Annotated in this window: 18 protein-coding genes; 9 read left to right on the forward strand and 9 right to left on the reverse strand. The window is 62.0% G+C overall.

The genetic code is table 11. From position 1 onward, the window contains the following. Positions 1–9 precede the first annotated feature (9 nt). A complete protein-coding gene (locus KBZ22_RS03930; RefSeq protein WP_255021102.1) occupies positions 10–603 on the forward strand; it encodes an RNA-binding protein in 594 nt (197 codons plus the stop codon). Here KBZ22_RS03930 and dusA read toward each other — a convergent pair. Next, positions 600–1,646: a tRNA dihydrouridine(20/20a) synthase DusA gene (gene dusA / locus KBZ22_RS03935; protein ID WP_255021103.1), complete on the reverse strand. Its 1,047-nt coding sequence runs from the start codon at positions 1,644–1,646 to the stop codon at positions 600–602. The two genes, KBZ22_RS03930 and dusA, sit on opposite strands and share 4 nt — an antisense overlap. Here dusA and KBZ22_RS03940 point away from each other — a divergent pair. Further along, positions 1,632–2,900, forward strand: coding sequence for an NAD(P)/FAD-dependent oxidoreductase (locus KBZ22_RS03940; RefSeq protein WP_255021104.1), 1,269 nt, complete (start codon positions 1,632–1,634; stop codon positions 2,898–2,900). The genes dusA and KBZ22_RS03940 overlap by 15 nt on opposite strands. On the opposite strand, the gene KBZ22_RS03945 is transcribed toward KBZ22_RS03940, so the two are convergent. Genes KBZ22_RS03945 through KBZ22_RS03955 form a run of 3 tightly spaced genes read right to left on the reverse strand, consistent with a single transcriptional unit; the run spans position 2,888 to position 7,088 of the window. Next, positions 2,888–4,147, reverse strand: coding sequence for a type II secretion system F family protein (locus KBZ22_RS03945; protein ID WP_255021105.1), 1,260 nt, complete (start codon positions 4,145–4,147; stop codon positions 2,888–2,890). The genes KBZ22_RS03940 and KBZ22_RS03945 overlap by 13 nt on opposite strands. Positions 4,148–4,171: 24 nt before the next feature. After that, positions 4,172–5,251, reverse strand: coding sequence for a type IV pilus twitching motility protein PilT (locus KBZ22_RS03950; RefSeq protein ID WP_255021106.1), 1,080 nt, complete (start codon positions 5,249–5,251; stop codon positions 4,172–4,174). Positions 5,252–5,258: 7 nt separating this feature from the next. Further along, positions 5,259–7,088, reverse strand: coding sequence for a GspE/PulE family protein (locus KBZ22_RS03955; RefSeq protein ID WP_255021107.1), 1,830 nt, complete (start codon positions 7,086–7,088; stop codon positions 5,259–5,261). Positions 7,089–7,176: 88 nt separating this feature from the next. Here KBZ22_RS03955 and grpE point away from each other — a divergent pair, with 88 nt between their 5' ends. The 4 genes from grpE to rsgA are packed head-to-tail and all read left to right on the forward strand — an operon-like array spanning position 7,177 to position 10,310. Next, complete coding sequence (gene grpE / locus KBZ22_RS03960) at positions 7,177–7,851, forward strand: nucleotide exchange factor GrpE (RefSeq protein ID WP_254941689.1); 675 nt, start codon at positions 7,177–7,179, stop codon at positions 7,849–7,851. Then, positions 7,851–8,966, forward strand: a complete 1,116-nt coding sequence (dnaJ, locus tag KBZ22_RS03965; RefSeq protein WP_254960573.1) for a molecular chaperone DnaJ — start codon at positions 7,851–7,853, stop codon at positions 8,964–8,966. The genes grpE and dnaJ overlap by 1 nt, the downstream gene beginning before the upstream one ends. Next, entirely contained in the window at positions 8,963–9,223 is a 261-nt protein-coding gene (locus tag KBZ22_RS03970; RefSeq protein ID WP_106632510.1) for a sulfurtransferase TusA family protein, read from the forward strand. The genes dnaJ and KBZ22_RS03970 overlap by 4 nt, the downstream gene beginning before the upstream one ends. After that, positions 9,213–10,310: a ribosome small subunit-dependent GTPase A gene (gene rsgA / locus KBZ22_RS03975; protein WP_255021108.1), complete on the forward strand. Its 1,098-nt coding sequence runs from the start codon at positions 9,213–9,215 to the stop codon at positions 10,308–10,310. The genes KBZ22_RS03970 and rsgA overlap by 11 nt, the downstream gene beginning before the upstream one ends. Here rsgA and KBZ22_RS03980 read toward each other — a convergent pair. The 3 genes from KBZ22_RS03980 to murC are packed head-to-tail and all read right to left on the reverse strand — an operon-like array spanning position 10,285 to position 13,039. Beyond that, positions 10,285–10,626: a YbaB/EbfC family nucleoid-associated protein gene (locus tag KBZ22_RS03980; protein ID WP_254960571.1), complete on the reverse strand. Its 342-nt coding sequence runs from the start codon at positions 10,624–10,626 to the stop codon at positions 10,285–10,287. The genes rsgA and KBZ22_RS03980 overlap by 26 nt on opposite strands. Positions 10,627–10,661: 35 nt before the next feature. After that, a complete protein-coding gene (murB, locus tag KBZ22_RS03985) occupies positions 10,662–11,573 on the reverse strand; it encodes a UDP-N-acetylmuramate dehydrogenase (protein ID WP_255021109.1) in 912 nt (303 codons plus the stop codon). 5 nt (positions 11,574–11,578) lie between these two features. Continuing rightward, the gene (gene murC / locus KBZ22_RS03990) at positions 11,579–13,039 is read right to left on the reverse strand and encodes a UDP-N-acetylmuramate--L-alanine ligase (protein ID WP_255021184.1); all 1,461 of its coding nucleotides are present in this window, start codon (positions 13,037–13,039) and stop codon (positions 11,579–11,581) included. Positions 13,040–13,230: 191 nt separating this feature from the next. Here murC and gap point away from each other — a divergent pair, with 191 nt between their 5' ends. Continuing rightward, positions 13,231–14,253, forward strand: a complete 1,023-nt coding sequence (gene gap, locus KBZ22_RS03995) for a type I glyceraldehyde-3-phosphate dehydrogenase (RefSeq protein ID WP_106632506.1) — start codon at positions 13,231–13,233, stop codon at positions 14,251–14,253. 65 nt (positions 14,254–14,318) lie between these two features. Here the strand turns inward: gap and KBZ22_RS04000 are convergent, their stop codons facing one another. Beyond that, positions 14,319–15,350, reverse strand: coding sequence for a peptidylprolyl isomerase (locus KBZ22_RS04000; protein WP_255021110.1), 1,032 nt, complete (start codon positions 15,348–15,350; stop codon positions 14,319–14,321). 186 nt (positions 15,351–15,536) lie between these two features. Between KBZ22_RS04000 and efp the strand changes: the two genes are divergently transcribed. Both efp and accB read left to right on the forward strand, forming a co-directional pair. Continuing rightward, positions 15,537–16,097, forward strand: coding sequence for an elongation factor P (gene efp, locus KBZ22_RS04005; protein WP_254960568.1), 561 nt, complete (start codon positions 15,537–15,539; stop codon positions 16,095–16,097). A gap of 5 nt (positions 16,098–16,102) precedes the next feature. Continuing rightward, positions 16,103–16,582, forward strand: coding sequence for an acetyl-CoA carboxylase biotin carboxyl carrier protein (gene accB / locus KBZ22_RS04010; RefSeq protein WP_254935295.1), 480 nt, complete (start codon positions 16,103–16,105; stop codon positions 16,580–16,582). An 18-nt stretch (positions 16,583–16,600) separates the two neighbouring features. Here accB and pdxA read toward each other — a convergent pair whose 3' ends face one another. Continuing rightward, positions 16,601–17,626 carry a 4-hydroxythreonine-4-phosphate dehydrogenase PdxA gene (gene pdxA, locus KBZ22_RS04015; protein WP_255021111.1) on the reverse strand — a complete coding sequence of 342 codons (1,026 nt, stop codon included), beginning with the start codon at positions 17,624–17,626 and terminating at the stop codon, positions 16,601–16,603. Positions 17,627–17,633 lie beyond the last annotated feature (7 nt).

The following is a 17,633-nucleotide window of genomic DNA, read 5'->3' on the forward strand; positions in this document are numbered from 1 at the left end:
CTTCAGTTCGTGAGTATTTTTGTCGGCAACCTTCCCTTCCGCGCTGAGCAGGAAGACGTGGCGGAATTGTTTGCACCCTTCGGTGAGGTGTCTAGCTGTTCCCTACCCCTTGAACGGGATACCGGGCGCAAGCGTGGTTTCGCTTTTGTTGAGATGGGCGATGAAGCAGCAGAGGCAAAGGCCGTTGAGGCATTGCAGGGTGCTGAGCTGATGGGTCGTCCCCTGCGCATCAACAAAGCGGAGCCCCGCACCGGCGGCGGCGGAGCTGGTGGTGGTGGCCCGCGCCGGGGTGGTTATGGCGGCGGTGGTGGCGGCGGTTACGGAGGAGGCGGTGGTGGCGGCTACGCAGGTGGCGGCGGCGGCGGTGGCTACAACCGCGGCAGTGGTGGTGGAGCAGGCGGTGGTGGTGGTTACGCAGGTGGCGGCGGCGGTTATGCGGGTGGTGGCGATCGGGGATCTGGTGCCCGCGGCTGGGAAGATCGGAGCTATGGCGCTGGCAATCCTGCTGGTGGCGACAGCTTCGACGCTGGGCGTACCCGCCGCCGCCGCAGTGGCGGTGGCGATAGCGGTGGTGGCGACTTCTACGGTGGCGCCGAGGGCTAGTAGCCCCGCTCTGCCAGGGATAGGGCCGCGGCTGCCAGCACGCCAGCATCCGCGTCCCTTGACCCTGCTTTTTCGGTGAGTTGCTGGCGCCAGCGTTTGGCGCCGCCTACCCCCTCCACCACATGTACTAGGTGGCGGGCGATGGGCCACAGCCGTCCGCCCCGACTGCGCCATTGCTCGGCGTAGGCAACCAAACCCCCCACCACGCTGGAGGCTGTGGCCAGCGGCTGGCTGTCGTCGGCGTAGATCTGCTGGTCCACCTGCCTCCACTGGAGGGGATGGGCATAAGCAGCCCGACCCACCATGGCCCCGTCCACCAATTCGAGCTGCTGCACGCAGTCGTCCAGGCTTTCCAGACCGCCGTTTAACTCGATGCTCAGTTGCGGTCGATCGCGCTTGAGGGTGTGCACCACGTCGTAGCGCAAGGGCGGGATCGTCCGGTTCTGTTTGGGATCGAGCCCCTCCAGCCAGGCTTTACGCGCATGTACTGCAAATCGCTGGGCCCCCGCTGCCGCCACCGCATCCACGAAGGCCAGCAACTCGGCGTATGAGTCGCGCTCATCAATGCCGATGCGGTGTTTCACCGTTACCGGCAAGGGGCAGGCGGCGGCCATGGCGGCAACGCAGCGGGCCACCTGGTCAGGATCGGCCATCAGACAGGCCCCAAAGCGGCCTTTTTGCACCTTCTCGCTGGGGCAGCCCACATTCAGGTTGATTTCGTCGTAGCCCCAATCAGCCGCCAGGGCAGCGGCCTCAGCCAGCAAGCCAGGATCGTCGCCGCCCACTTGAAGGGCTAGGGGTTTTTCGATCGGATCGAATCCCAGTAGGCGCTCCAGCCGCCCCCCCGGTGCGCTGGCATCAGGTGCTTGCCTGGCGTGGTGCAGGGCCTGGGCTACCACCATTTCGGTGTAAAGCAGGCTGCGCCTGCTGATCTGCCGCATCAGCACCCGGAAGTGCCGATCGGTGTAGTCCATCATCGGGGCCACACTGAAGCGATAACTGGCTGGATCGATCTGGCCCATCTCCCCATGCTGCCAATTCATGCTGCCGTTGTCGTGGCCGGTGGCGGTGCCGCCGGCTTTATGGCCGCCATCTGTGCTGCTGAGGCCGGCCTTGGCGATATCGCCCTGCTGGAAGCCACCAACGAGCCGTTGAACAAGGTGTTGATCAGTGGCGGTGGGCGCTGCAATGTCACCCATGCCTGCTGGGATCCTCGGGCGTTGGTGGGGCACTATCCCCGGGGCGGCCAAGCCCTGCGGGGTCCCTTTTCGCGCTTTGCTCCCGGCGATGCCGTCGCCTGGTTTGCTGACCATGGCCTCGAGCTGGTGGAGGAGCCGGACGGCCGCCTGTTTCCCCGCTCAAATCGTGCCGAATCGGTGGCAGCCACCTTGCGCCGAGCGGCCCTCCAGGCCGGGGTGCAGCTGCACACAGGGGTGAGCCTGCAGAAGGCCGCGGCTGCTGCTGCCGGTGGTTTTGACCTGCTGGTGCGGGGCGGCGGGGCGATCAGAGCCGATCGGTTGGTGCTTGCCACCGGCAGCCATCCCAGCGGCCGCCAGCTGGCGGCGGCCCTAGGCCATGGGCTGGTGGCGCCTGTGCCCTCCCTATTCACTTTGGCCCTGGCTGGCGATCCCCTGCTGGAGCTGGCCGGAGTGGTGATGGATCCGGTGGAGCTGGCTTTGCACCTGCCCCAGGAGCCCCAGGCCGCTCGGGCTGGCCAGCCTTTTCGCCAGCGGGGCCCGGTGCTGATCACCCATTGGGGTCTGTCCGGTCCAGCCACCCTGCGGCTTACGGCTTTTGCTGCCCGCGCCCTCAAGGCCAGTGGCTATCGGGGTGAGCTGCGCCTTGATTGGAGTGGTGGCTTGTCCCAGCAGGATCTTGAGGGCTTGTTTGCCGAGGCCAAGCGAGACCAGGCCAAGCGGCAACTAGCCAACTGGCGCCCCTGGCCCGCCCTCAGCCGGCGCCTATGGCTGGCCCTGTTGCAGCGCCATGGCCTAGACGCTCAGCAGCGCTGGGCTGATCTTGCTAAGCGGCACCAGCAGCTGTTGGTATCGGCCTTGCGTGATACCCGGCTGGCCATTACCGGGCGGGGCCCCTTCGGCGAAGAATTCGTGACGGCAGGTGGCATTCCTCTAGGTGAGGTGAACCTGGCGACGATGGAGAGTCGCCAGCAGCCTGGTCTTTATTTGGTGGGTGAACTTTTGGATGTGGACGGGGTGACTGGGGGGTTCAACTTCCAGCACTGCTGGAGCAGCGGCTGGCTGGCCGGCCAGGCTTTGGCTGAGAGTTATTTGATCTGATCAAACACCGAGAACATCGGTAGATACATAGCCAGCAGGATTGAGGCCACAATGCCGCCGACAAGCACGATCATGGCGGGCTCCAGCATGGAGGTGAGTGCCTTGACGGTGGCTTCCACTTCGTCTTCATAAAAGTCAGCCACCTTAGAGAGCATGGCGTCCATTTCGCCTGTTTCCTCGCCGATGGAGAGCATGCTGATAGACATATCAGGAAATACGTTCATGCGTCCAAGCGCCACACTTAACGGAATTCCCTGCAACACGTCTTGGCGGCTATTGCTAATTGCATCTGAGATAATGGAATTATTTGTGATTTCCCTAACTATGTCAAGTGACATCAAAATGGGCACCCCCGCTCGCGTTAGGGAGCTAAAGGTCCGGCAGAACTGGGCCGTTGCTGTTTTTTGAATCAATTCGCCAAACAGGGGGAGCTTGAGCACAAGGGCATCTACTCGCCGCCGGCCTATCGGTGTGGCATAAAACTTGCCAAATAGAAAGACCCCGGCAATAAGTCCTAATACCAGATACAGAGAAAAGGTTGAGCGCAGTAGGCTGCTTAGGTCCACCATCATCTGAGTGAACCAGGGGAGTTCGGCGCCTAGGCCATCAAAAATACCGGCAAAGGTGGGAATGATGAAGATTGTCATTCCTAGAAAGACTGAGATGGCGATGAACAGCACAGCCACCGGATAGCCCATGGCCCCTTTGATCTGGTTTTGAAGCTTGGCGTTGTCCTCAAGCAGTTTGGCCAGTCTCTTTAGGGAGTCATCCAGCACACCGCCGGCTTCCCCCGCCTCCACCATGGCGATGCTGAGCTTGTCAAACACTTTCGGCCACCGCCGTAGGGCTTCGCCCAGGGAGATTCCCTGGTTTACCTCCAGGCTGATCGATTGCAGGGCCCGTTTGAACAGGGGCATCTTTTGTTGAGATGCCATTAGGTCGATGCTGCGCACAATTGGTACGCCAGCATTGACAAGGGCCGACATCTTGCTGGCAAATACAGCTTTATCTTTGATGCCAGGTTTCGCCTCTAGCAGTTCATTGAGTTTGGAGAATCTAAGTTTTTCACTTAGTTGGGCTGCAGCACTCGATCCCGTCGCCGTGGTTTTCGGCTTGGCCTTGATTTCGGTGGCTCGGATGCCTCGCAGCCTCAGGCTGCGTTTGGCCTGGGCCGGATCGGTCGCCTCGATATCCACAAGCACTGACTTGCCTCGAGGATTGACGTAGGTGGCAACGAAGGCAGGCATGGCTTTGGAGTTCCTAGTAGTGAATCAGCCCAGTTGGTTGACTAAGCGTTTGAGCTCTTCAGGCCTGGAGGTTTTCATAAGGGCTTCATCCATCGTGACCTGGTTGCTGAGTACCAGATCCCCAAGGGCTTTTTCCAGCGTTTGCATTGATAGTTGACCGCCTGTCTGAATTGCAGAGTAAAGCTGGGCGGTTTTACCTTCCCGGATCAGGTTTGCGGTGGCTGGTGTATTGATCATGATCTCCTGGGCCATGACACGACCAGATTGGCCGGGGCTTGGATTGTGGCGCTTGCAAAGGGTCTGGGCAAAAACGGCCACAAGGCTGCTGCTTAGCTGCACCCGAATCTGGGTCTGCTGGGTTGGGGGAAAAACATCCACCATGCGGTCCACGGTCTGGGCGGCCGAACTGGTGTGCAGGGTGCCAAATACCAGGTGACCGGTCTCTGCTGCCGTAATTGCTAACTGGATGGTGTCTAGGTCTCGGAGCTCGCCCACCAGGATTACGTCGGGATCTTCCCGAAGGGCGGCCTTTAGGGCATTGGCAAAGCTGCGGGTGTCTTCGTTGAGCTGGCGCTGGTGGATGATACTTTTTACTGGTCTGTATGTGAATTCAATCGGATCTTCAATGGTCAATATATGTTCTGCCCGGGTTTGGTTTATGTGCTCGAGCATCGCCGCCAAGGTTGTGGTTTTGCCGGAGCCGGTGGGGCCTGTTACGAGAATCAGCCCTTTGGGCATGTGGCTCATTTCCTCCACAATCGGTGGTAGCCCTAGGCTTTCCAGAGTGGGCACGGTGTTGGCAAGTGCTCGCAGGCAGGCGGCATAGGTACCCCTCTGGCGATAAACATTGACCCTGAAGCGGGCGATCCCTTTAAGGCCATAGGCGCAATCTAATTCCCAGGTTTGCTCTAGCTGCTTGCGCTGGGCATTGTTTAGCATGGAGAAGATTAGTTTATTGCAGCTTTCTTCATCTAGGGAAACATCGTGTATGGGCCTTAGTTGACCGCTAAACCTGCCATAGGGAGGTTGGCCGGCGCTGATATGGAGATCACTGCCGCCATCCTTTACAAGCTGAGTCATCAAGTCTTCAATCATCACGGCCATGGGACCCTCAGCGGCTGGTTAGACAGTAGGGACATTCAAGCCAGTCGTCATGGAGCCCGGCGCCGCAGTTGCTGCAGGTGAGGGTGCTTAGTGACTTAGAGCGGCGTTCAGCTTCCAGGCCTGAATCAGTGAGCAGCATCCGTTCGACCTCGGCCAGGGTTGTGTGACCTTCGCGCACTAGCTGCAGCCCGTAGCCCAAAAGGGTTTTCATGCCGTTTTCAAGCGCCATTCGCCGCAGCACATCTGTGGGTTCCCTCTTGGCGACAGCTGCTGCCAAGGTATCCGTCATCCGTAGGATTTCGTAGACACCGATTCTTCCTTTGTAGCCGGCACCGTTGCAAGCAGGGCAGCAGCCTTGCTGGTTGCGGTTCTGGGTGTTGGCCTTGAAGAAGGTCACCGTGGTTTCGTGGCTGCTCAACAGACCAAAACGGGCCAGTTCTTCCGGATTGGGGGTGTAACTAATTCGGCAAGCCGAACACACCCGACGCAGCAGCCGCTGGGACACGATGCCCAGCAGTGATGCGCTCACCATGAAGGGCTCCACACCCATTTCATCGAGGCGGGCGATGGCGCTGGCCGCGTCGTTGCAGTGCAGGGTGGTCATCACTAGGTGGCCAGTAAGTGCGGCCTCGATCGCCGTTTTGGCCGTCTCCAAGTCGCGGGTTTCGCCCACCAGCAAAACGTCAGGGTCCTGTCGCATAAAGGCACGTAGCGCCATACTGAAATCGAGCCCCTTCTCTCGATTTACTTGGGTTTGGGTGATGCCATGCAGGGTGTATTCGATCGGGTCTTCAACCGTGGAAATGTTGATGCCTGGATCGTTGCGCTCAGCCAGTAGGGCGTAGAGGGTGGTTGACTTGCCCGAGCCGGTCGGGCCTGTCACCAGAATCATTCCGTAGGGTTTAGATCCCAGCTCTCGCAGGGTTTTTCTTGCATCCGCATCGGTGATTAGGGTTTCTAGGCCGAGCTGAGTAGCGCCGCTGTCAAGTAGGCGCAGGCATATTTTTTCACCATTTCGGCTGGGCAAAGTGCTTACCCGAAAATCCATTTTGCGGCCGCGGAACATGCGCCTTATGCGGCCGTCTTGAGGTAATCGTCGCTCGGCGATGTCCAGATCCGCCATGATCTTGATGCGTGATGTGACGGCTGGCGTCAGGCTCTTTGGCAGGTCCTCGAAGTGCTTCTGCAGCACACCGTCGAGGCGAAAGCGAATTTCCAGGGTGTTTTCCTGGGGTTCCACGTGAATATCACTGGCCCCCAAGGTGAGCGCCTCGATCAGGATTCTGTCCACCAGGCTGATGATTGGTGACGCATTGGCACTGCTGCTGGCAGCAGCAGCAGTGCCCTCCAGATCTTCGACATCGGCAACCTCCTGCAGCTGCCCTTCGGAGGTGCCAGGGATTCCTAGGTCTTTGGTTAGGGAGCGGGGGGGGTTAAAGCTTGCAGGTGGTCGCGGTTGGGCTGGCTTGGAGGCTGCGGGAGCGGGAGTTGGTGCTTTTGCCGTGAGCGCAGTTGTGAGATTTGTCGCCAACGCCAACTTCAGCTCCGCGTTGAAGCCGGCACGTTGCAATTCCTCACTTAAATTCTGGCGCTGCTGGGGCCCCCAGTTGCTAGGTACGGCAACTACCAATCTCCCTTTGGCTTCTTGAAGGGGCAAGGCGCCCAGTTCGCGCCAGCGGGCCTCTGGCAGCCCTTTGCCCGTAAAAAGTAAGTCTTGACCAAGGGCCTGCAACTCGGTTGCTTGCAGCACCGGCTCACCAACCAGCAGCTCCACCTCCAGACGTTGCTGCTCTTCGCTGCTGGCTTCAGGGACGGGGCGGGAAGGGGTGAGGGTCATGGAGCCAGAAGGTGCGGGCTTCCGCCGCTTGTGGGAGGTAGGCCCGGCGCTTCAACATGTCTAGAACCAAAGTCCGACCTTGTCAGCCATGAGCGGTGACACCTCGATGAGCGGTGATAGCAACCTGGGAGCTGGGGCCCCCCAGGCCGCTGATCCCAGCGAGATTCCGGCTACTCCGGAGATGGAGGCTGGACAAGAGGCCGGCTCTCACCAGATTTCTGATCAGGGTTCCGATCTGGCTGGCCAGCTGGCGGCACTCAAGGCAGAGCATGAGGCCCTCAACGGCCAATACATGCGTCTGGCTGCCGACTTCGACAACTTCCGCAAGCGCCAGAGCCGCGACAGCGAAGACCTGCGCCTACAGATCACCTGCTCCACCTTGGGTGAGATTTTGCCGGTGGTCGATAACTTCGACCGGGCAAGGCAGCAGCTGAATCCCCAGCATGAGGAAGCCCAGGCGCTGCATCGCAGCTATCAGGGCCTGTACAAGCAGCTAGTGGATGTGTTCAAGCAGCTTGGGGTTTCACCGATGCGGGTAGAGGGTGAACCCTTCGATCCCAGCTTGCATGAGGCGGTCTTGCGTGAACCCAGCGAGGCTCATGCCGAAGATGTGGTGATCGAGGAGTTGCAGCGCGGCTACCACCTAAACGGTCGGGTGCTGCGCCACGCCCTGGTCAAGGTGTCGATGGGGCCTGGTTCCGGCGCCGTCCCCGCTGGCCCCCAAGCAGCTGAGAATGGCCAGGCTGAGGAGCAGGACGGCTGATGGCCGACTACTACGACCTGCTCGGCACTGCCCGCGACGCCGATCCAGACACTTTGAAGCGGGCCTACCGGCGGATGGCCCGTCAGTACCACCCGGATGTCAATAAAGATCCTGGGGCTGAAGACAAATTCAAGGAGATCGGCCGGGCCTACGAGGTGCTCAGCGATCCCCAGACTCGCGCCCGTTACGACCAGTTTGGTGAGGCGGGCCTAGGCGGTGGCGGCGCGCCGGATATGGGCGACATGGGCGGCTTTGCCGACCTGTTTGAGACCTTCTTCAGTGGCTTTGGGGGGGCGGGTGCTGGAGCAGGTCCGCGGCGGCGTGGTCCCCGTCAAGGCGATGACCTGCGCCTCGACCTCACCATCAACTTCCAAGAGGCGGTGTTTGGTATCGAGAAGGAGGTGCAGGTTCGCCATCTCGAAACCTGCAGCACCTGCCAGGGGTCCGGGGCCAAGGCGGGCAGTGGACCCACAAGCTGCGGCACCTGTGGCGGCGCCGGCCAGGTGCGTCGGGCCACCCGCACCCCATTCGGCAGTTTTACCCAGGTGGCGGCTTGTCCTACCTGTGAGGGCAGCGGCCAGGTGATTGCCGACCCCTGCGGCGCCTGCGGTGGCCAAGGTCTGCAGCAGGTGCGTAAAAAGCTGCGGATCAACATCCCAGCTGGGGTTGATTCCGGTACCCGGCTGCGGGTGGCAAATGAGGGCAATGCCGGCCAGCGGGGTGGGCCCGCCGGCGATCTCTATGTGTTCCTGAGCGTTCAATCGGCTGCTGGCTTACGCCGCGATGGCATCAACATCCACTCGGAGGTGACGCTCAATTACCTCCAGGCCATTTTGGGCGACACCATCGAGGTAGACACGGTGGACGGCCAGGAGTCGTTGGAGATTCCAGCCGGTACCCAGCCCGGAGCGGTGCTCACCCTGCAGAGCAAGGGGGTGCCCAAGTTGGGCAATCCGGTGGCCCGAGGCAACCACCTGGTCAGCATCAAGGTGCAGCTGCCCACCAAGCTCAATGCTGAGGAGCGGGAGCTGCTGGAGCAGCTGGCCGGCCACCACACCAACAAGGGCCACAAGCATCCCCATAAAAGCGGCTTGTTTGGGGGCCTCTTCGGTTGAGCGCCAGTTGGGCAGACGGCAACCCAGATGCCCAGCTCGATCTGCGTGGCATCGCTTGTCCGCTCAACTTCATTCGCACCAAGCTGGCCCTGGAGCGTTTGGTTCCTGGCCAGATCCTGCAGGTGGACCTAGATCGGGGAGAGCCCCAGCAGCAGGTGACCCAGGGGCTGGAGAGCGCAGGTCATGGGGTTACCTGCTGCGATCACCCGGAGCAACAAGGGGCCGTGCGGCTGCAGGTTCGTTGTCATGGGGGTTGAGCCTGGGCCATTGCGCCTAATTGGGCAGGTGGTGGCCCTGCTGGCCAATTACTGCTGGGTGGAACTGGATCAGCTAGGGCCCACTGGCCTGAGTCGACTTTTGTGCACCCGGCGCACCCGCCTTGGCAAAAGCGGCCAAACCATCGCCGTTGGGGATCGCGTTTGGGTGGATGGCATCGACTGGCCTGCTGGCCGGGCGGCTGTGGCGGCCCTGGAGCCGCGTCAGAGCCTGCTTGAGCGGCCCGCCGTGGCCAATGTGGCCCTCGTGGTGGTGGTGGTGGCGCTGGCGGAGCCAGAGCTGGATCTGCTCCAGCTCACACGCTTTTTGTTGACGGCTGAGGCGACGGGGCGGCCGGTGCAGTTGGTGTTCTCCAAGGCGGATCTGGTTTCGCCTGACGAGGTGGCTAGTTGGTGCCAGCGAGCTGCTGCCTGGGGTTACGACGCCCTGGCGGTATCTACCAGTAGTGGCGAGGGCATGGAGCCTTTGCTGCAGCGGCTGGCCCAGCCAGGTATCGCCGTGCTTTGTGGACCTTCTGGGGTGGGGAAGAGCAGCGTGCTCAACCGTCTTTGCCCCGAGCTCGGCCTGCGGGTGGCGGCGGTGTCAGGGCGGCTGCAGCGGGGCCGCCATACCACCCGCCATGTGGAGCTTTTCCCCTTGGCGCCCGGAGCCCTGCTGGCCGACACGCCTGGATTCAATAGGCCGCGGCTGCCCGCCGATCCCGTTGCCTTAGGCCCCCTGTTTCCGGAGATTCGGCAACGACTGGGCTTGGGCTGCTGCCGCTTCAGCAATTGCCTGCACCAGGGCGATCCCGGCTGTGCCGTTGGCTCCGACTGGGAGCGTTACCCCCTTTATGCCCAGTGCCTGAGCGATCTGCTGCTGGATGGCGAGCGAACGGGCCGGGTTGCTGACTCCCCTGATGGGTCGGGGCTGCGGCGCCGCGGTCAGGGTCTAGAGCCCCGCCTGGCGCCCGGATTGCGGCAGCTCTCCCGGCGTCGCCAGCGTCAGCAGCTGCTGGATGGGGAAGAGGATGGCCAGGCTGGCACTGGAAAAGTGACGGATTTCAGCCGCCCAGGCCTGGCAGATTGAGATTTAGGCCACCGGTGAGTTCTTCCATGCGGCCTTTCATCGTGCCGGTGGACAGCTCGTAGGCGGCTTGCAACGCTTCCAGCACGGCGGCCTCGCTGGCGGCAGCCCCTTCGGCGATCAGTTCTGGGGCCAGTTGCACTCGCAGCGGTTGCTGGTTGCCCGTGAGCCAGATGCTGGCCCGGCCGTCGGCGCTGCGGCCCTCCAGTTCCATTGCATCAAGTTCTTCCTGGAGCTTTTGGGCGTTTTGCTGCAGCTCCTGGGCCTTCTTGAAGGCCTCGGTGAGCTGACCGAAGTTGGGGAGTCCGAAGCCAGCCATGCCCTAGAAGTTGCTCGGCTCAGGCTAAGGGGCAGCTAGTGCTCCGGGCCGAAGCCCAGCCGCTTTACCTCAGGGTGGAGGGTCAGGCCGTGGCTGGCCAGCACCCGGCGTTGCACTTCTGCGATTAGGGCATCGATGTCGCTGGCGCTGGCCTGGCCAATGTTGACGATGAAATTGGCGTGGATTGGCGAGACTTGGGCATCACCGATCTGCAATCCCTTCAGGCCCAGCGCTTCGATCAGCTGCCCTGCTTTCTGTGGTTCTGGGTTGCGAAAAACGCTGCCGCAGCTGGGTTGTTGGTAGGGCTGGGTGCTGGTGCGGCTGTGCAGATTGGCACTGGTGCGCGAGGTGATGGCTGCGGGGTCGTGGCCGGCCTCCAGCTGGAAGGTGGCTGCCAGCACGATCCAGCTCTCCGCCTGGAGGCGGCTGTGGCGATAGGCGAAGTCCAGTTCCCGGGCTTCCAGCTCGAAGGGCGTTGCGGGATTGGCCGGGTCCAGCACCCGCACCGAGTGCAACCATTCGGCCGTGCAGCCGCCCTGAGCGCCCGCATTCATCACCACCGCGCCTCCCACGGTGCCTGGGATGCCCACGGCCCACTCCAGTCCGCTCAGGCCCAGCCGGGCTGCTTTGCGGGCCAGGGTGGGGATCGGTTCTCCGGCTTCCGCTTCCACTAGGCCGCTGGCGGCGTCGAGCCGGCTCCCCTGCAGCCGCCTGTTGCAGATGGTGAGGCCGGGCAGGCCGCTATCGGCGATCAGCAGGTTGGAGCCTGCGCCGATGCAGCGCAAGGACAGGCCCTGGGCCCGGGCCCAGGCCGCCAGAGAAATCAGCTCTTCGCGTTCTCCAGGCTCGGCAAACCACTCCGCTGGACCTCCCACCTTCCAGGTGGTGAAGGGCTGAAGCCCTACCCCTTGGCGTAGGGCAGGGTGGCAGCTGGGGGCCGCAATCATCAGGCTCAGGCCGCCAGGGGGCTTGCAGAGGCAGCGATGGCGCTGTCAACTGCTTGCTGGCGCTGCTCGAGGCGTTCCCAGAGGCTGTTGACGTCTCCAGCACCCATGGCGATCACCAGATCACCCTCTTGACTCTTGGCGGCCACCTGGGCGGCGAGCTCGTCGAGAGTGTTGGCCACCGCCACCGGCAGGTTGGGTGCCAGCTGCCGCACCGCCTCGGCCATGGCGGCGCTGGAGATGCCTGGAATCGGCGCTTCACCAGCGGCGTAGAGGGGCGCGATCAGCACGGAATCGGCTTCCGATAGGGCCGCTGCAAAGCCGTCCAGAAATTGGGCTGTGCGGCTGTAGCGATGGGGCTGAAACACTGCTACCAAGCGCCGTGGCGCCACGGGCAGGGTGCTGCGGCCGCTGTCCACCATCAGCTTGGCCATGGCCAGGGTTGCGGCCACCTCGCTGGGGTGGTGGGCGTAGTCGTCAACGACCAGCCGGCCCTGCCATAAACCGCGGAAATCAAAGCGCCGTCCTGGGGCCTGGAGGGCGGCTACCGCCTCGCCCAGCTCGGCAAATGAAACCCCTTCCAGCCGGCAGGCGGCCATGGCCGCAACCGCGTTGCTGAGGTTGTGACGACCGGGCAAGGGCAGTTCAAAGCGGCCCACCAGCTCACCGTCTTCAAAGAAGTCGGCAACGGTGCCGTCACCCCTTTGCTCTTGGGCAATCGCTGCAAAGGAGACGCCTGCGGCGCTTTCGATCGACCACCAATGACTGGCTTTGAACCGCTCGCGCAGCACCGGGTCGTCGTGGTTTGCCAGGAGCCTTGATGTGTTGCCGGCGAACCTTTGCAGGGTGGTGATCAGGGCTTCGAGGTCGGGGTAATGGTCCGTGTGGTCGAGTTCGACGTTGGTGAGCACGCCGAGGGATGAGCGGAACTTCACCAAGGAGCCGTCCGATTCATCCGCCTCCGCCACCAGCAGCCTGCCTTCGCCATGGCGACCGTTGCTGCAAAAGGCGGGCACGATGCCGCCAATCACTGCGGTGGGGTCGTGTTTTGTAGCAGCCAGCAGGGTGGCGATCAGGGTGCTGGTAGTGGTTTTGCCATGGCTCCCGGCTACGGCGATGGAGTCCTGGCTGTTGATCAAGGCGGCCAGCACGTCGGAGCGGTGGCAGATCGCCAGACCCATGCGACGGGCTTCCACTAGCTCCGGGTTGGTCTCTGGCACCGCGGAGCTGATCACTACTTGAGGTGAGACCGAGGTGCCGCTGCGGATCGCAGCAACCGTGGCGGCGTTCTGCTCCAAAAACACCCGCACCCCCAGCCGCCGCAAGCGGTCGAGCACGGCGTTGTCCCGGGGGTCGGAGCCACTTACCGCGTAGCCCCGTTCCGCCAGGATCCCTGCCAGGGCAGACATGCCGATGCCACCAACGCCAATGAAGTGGAGTGGCTGGTGACGATCGAGCAGGGGCGCCAAACGCAACTCCAAATCAGGGTTCAGATGAGCACAAAATTAAGCTGACAACAGCCCGAAAACCTTTACGAGTTGCTGCGCGTTTGCGCATGTTCCTCGGCGTGCACCATTCCTGCAAGAGGGGAGAGCGGATCAATTTCTGTATGATCGGCAGCCAAAACCACCTTCGCTAGCGGCTTTTGCCGCAATCGGCCATGACTTTGCGCGTTGCGATCAATGGATTTGGCCGGATTGGTCGCAACTTCACCCGCTGCTGGCTGAGCCGTGGGGCCAACACTGGCATCGAACTAGTGGGCATCAATGGCTCCGGTGACACCAACACCATGGCCCACCTGCTCAAGTACGACTCCATGCTCGGCCCCCTGCGGGGCGTGGACGTAACCACCACCGAGGACACGATCGTCCTCAACGGCAAGACGATCAAAACCTTCTACGACCGCAATCCCGCCAACCTTCCCTGGAAGGAATGGGGCGTCGATCTGGTGATCGAATCCACCGGAGTGTTCAACGATGATGTGGGTGCCAGCAAGCACTTTGAAGCTGGTGCCAAAAAGGTAATTCTCACGGCACCTGGCAAGGGCGCGAAGGTTGGCACTTTTGTGGTGGGCGTTAACGCCGATCAGTACCGCCACGAAGATTGGGACATTCTCAGCAACGCCAGCTGCACCACCAATTGCATGGCTCCTGTGGTGAAGGTGCTGGATCAAGCATTCGGCATCGTCAAGGGCACGATGACGACCACCCACAGCTACACCGGTGACCAGCGCATCCTGGATGCGGCCCACCGCGACCTGCGCCGTGCCAGGGCCGCTGCGGTAAACATTGTTCCCACCAGCACCGGCGCTGCCCAGGCTGTGGCGTTGGTCTATCCGCCGATGAAGGGCAAGCTCAGCGGCATTGCTATGCGAGTGCCCACACCGAATGTCTCGGTGGTTGACATGGTGCTTGATATCAGTCGCGACACCACCAAGGAAGAGGTGAATGCCTTGCTCAAGGCCTCATCGGAGAATGCCATGAAGGGCATCATCAAGTATTGCGATCTACCTTTGGTTTCCAGCGATCATGCCGGCACCGACGAATCGACGATCATTGATTCGGAGCTCACCCTGGTGATGGGTGGCAACATGCTGAAGGTTATCGCTTGGTATGACAACGAGTGGGGCTACAGCCAGCGCGTTGTTGATCTGGCTGAAATTGTTGCCAAGCAATGGAAGTGAGCTGAGTTAAGCATCAAAATATTAGCCGCCCTGAAGGGCGGCTTTTTAATGCTTACTTTAGAAATTCAGCTGTGGGGTTGGAGATTTTCGGATCCTGATTGCACTCGTGCTTTGACGATGCCGTCGTCAGCGGTGAGTTCTTCGAGAACATCAAAGCCATCCACCACATAACCGAAAGCGGCATAGCGGCCGTCGATCAGGTTTAGGCCGGCAGGGGTCAGTTCAGGTTCGAACAGGAAGAGGAAGAACTGGGAAGAGCCGTCGTCTAGCACTTCATCGGAGTGGGCCCAGCCCAGGGTGCCCTTGGTGGAGAAGGGTAGTTCTGGTGCGGCCTTGAACATGCCGAGGTCTTCGAAGGTTTGGTTGTAGAAGGGCTCGCTCTGGCCTGGCACCTTGATCTCTAGCGGTACCTTGCGTTCCGTTTTGGTTTTCGGGTCGATGTATCCATCATTTGGGCCTTCCGGATCGCCGGTTTGCAGCACGTAAAAATCTTCGGCTCGAATGAAGGGCAGTCCGTCGTAGAAGCCGCGTTGCACCAGATCAACAAAGGCGCCGGCGGTGAGGGGCGCGTTGTAACCGTCTACAACCGCAGTTAGGTCGCCTTTAGTGGTGGTGAGCTGCACGGTTGCCCGGCCCAGGAGCCTGGGCAAATCGGCAAATTCAGCAGGAATTTCATAGGGGAACGGCCCCACAAGCAGGTCTTCGGCTTTGCCGATGCTGTTGAGCGCCTCACGGCGGGCTGCCAGGAAGGGGTCGCGCTCCTGGCCTTCGGCGGCGGCGGCGAGCACTTGCAGTTGCTCTCCCACCTGGTCCAGCAGAGCTGTGGCCTCGGTTTTCGCCGGGGCATCGAAGCCTTCGAGCATGGCTGCCTTGCGGCTGCCCAGTAAGGAAATACAACGCCGCACGGAGCTGGCTAGGGCTGGCCAGCGCTTAGCGCGCAGGTCGTCGCTGGTGGCCTCGAGGCGATGCTGAAGTTCCTGCAGGTCGGGGGCCTTGATTGGCAAGGCATTGCGCAGCAGCGCTGCCGGGTCGGTCACGGCATTGCCCTGGGGCAGGGCAGCCCAGGCGGTGGGGGCAGCGAGCAGTACAACCAGCATCAAGCTGGTTACGCCAGCAAACCAGCGCGCCCACGTTGAGCGATTCGCCCAGCTGGATTGACCCCGTGCCATGGCAACACCCTGTCGTTGAGCGGACTTTGGCACAACTTCAGGGCCTCCGGAATGACCCCGCAGAGGCCCGTTCCGGTAGCCAGCCTTACAATCCCCCAGATCTGAACCGCCGGAATGATCTCCAGCAACGACTTTCGAACCGGTACCTCAATTGAGCTGGATGGCCAGGTCTGGAGGGTCGTTGAGTTTTTGCACGTCAAGCCCGGCAAGGGATCGGCGTTCGTCCGCACCAAGCTCAAGGCGGTGCAGAGCGGCAACGTCGTGGAGAAGACCTTTCGGGCAGGTGAGATGCTGCCCCAAGCCATTCTCGAAAAGAGCACCCTCCAGCACACCTATATGGAGGGTGACGACTTCGTGTTCATGGATATGGGCAGCTACGAGGAAACCCGGCTGACGGCCAAACAGATTGGTGACAGCCGCAAGTACCTCAAGGAGGGCATGGAGGTCAACGTGGTGGCCTGGAACGGCAAACCCTTGGAGGTGGAACTACCCAACTCGGTGGTGCTGGCTATCACCCAGACCGATCCGGGCGTCAAGGGCGATACGGCCACGGGCGGCACCAAGCCTGCGATCGTTGAAACGGGAGCCCAGGTGATGGTGCCCCTGTTCCTGTCGATCGGCGAGAAAATCAAGATCGATACTCGTACCGACAGCTATTTGGGCAGGGAGAACTGATCGCCATGCAGCTCAACCACGACCAGCTTCAGCATCTTCTCGCCCTGCTTGGCGAGAGCGACATCCAGGAGTTGAAGCTCGAAGGAGACGACTTCCGCTTGGAGGTGCGTCGCAACCTTCCCAGTGCAGCGCCTACAACTGTTTTCCAGGCCAGTGCCGCTCCGGCCCAGGTGCTGCAGGCAGCGGCCCCCCTGCCCGTTGCCCCCTCGGCTCCACCGCCACCGGCTGCTGCCAGCCGCGGCGACCTGCTTGAGGTCACAGCACCGATGGTCGCCACCTTCTATCGAGCTGCAGCTCCGGGCGAAGCCCCCTTTGTGGAAGTGGGTGCCCGCATCAAAGTCGGCCAGACCGTTTGCATTCTTGAGGCGATGAAGCTGATGAATGAGCTGGAGTCTGAGGTGGGCGGTGAGGTGGTTGAAATCCTGGTGGAAAACGGCACTCCCGTGGAATTTGGTCAGGTGTTGATGCGGGTGCGGCCGGCTTGAGCGGTTGCGCTGGAATCCTCAGCCCAGATCCCTTGCCGTAATAAGGGCAGCCGCCATGCTGTCGGCCCTGGCTAGGCCTTGGCCAGCGATTGCGAAGCCTGTGCCGTGGTCTGGTGAGGTGCGCATAAACGGCAACCCCAAGGTGGTGTTGACTGCGGCATCAAAGGCCAGCAATTTCACCGGGATTAGTCCCTGGTCGTGATACAGCGCCAGGTAGCCATCTGGGCCTGGTCTGGGGCCCGGCCAGGCGGCGGCCGCGCTTAGCCAGCAGGTGTCCGGCGGCAATGGGCCTTCGAGCTGCACCTCTGGATGCTGCCGGCGCCAGGCCTCCAGGGTTGCTTCCAACCAGGTGCTCTCCTCCTGCCCCAGGCGCCCCGCCTCGCCGGCATGGGGATTGAGTCCTGCCACCACTAGGTGGGGGGCTTGGTTGAAGCGCTCGCAGAAGGCCAGGAGCTTATCCAGCTTGCGTTGCACCAAGGCTCCATTGAGATGTTGGGGAACGGCGGCCAGTGGAATGTGGGTGGTGGCCAGCAGGGTGTTGAGGCGCCAGTGGCCCGCGGGTGCTAGCGCGGTGAATAGCATCGAGGCTTCGGGGCTGCCGCTGAGTTCCGCCAGCCGCTCGGTTTGGCCTGGGTAGGGGTGGCCGGCAGCGTGCCAGCTGGCCTTGGCGATTGGCGCTGTCACCAGGGCCCGGCAGCGGCCGCTCAGCACCAGCTCGACGGCGGCGGTGAGCCAGTTGAAGCTTGCTGCTCCGCAGGCCGGGGTGCTGCGTCCTGGCTGGCAGCTCTCCAGTAGGGGCAGATCAAGAACCTCCAGCTCTGCGGGATCCCGCAGCGGTTCGCTGCTGCTGGGCTTGAGCAGTTGGTAGCTGGTTTCCAGCCAGCGGCGGCAACCCACCAGCAGGGGCTGCTGTGAGCGCCATTCCGCCCTGGCCAGGGCCTTGAGAGTTACCTCAGCGCCTATGCCGGCAGGATCCCCTAGGGCAATGGCAAGCCGGGCTGGGGTGGGGTTGGATGGGGCTTGGCCGCTTGTGGTGGAGCCCATGCTGCGC

Origin of the sequence: Cyanobium sp. L1E-Cus (assembly GCF_024345755.1) — a bacterium.
GTDB classification, from domain to species: domain Bacteria; phylum Cyanobacteriota; class Cyanobacteriia; order PCC-6307; family Cyanobiaceae; genus Cyanobium_A; species Cyanobium_A usitatum.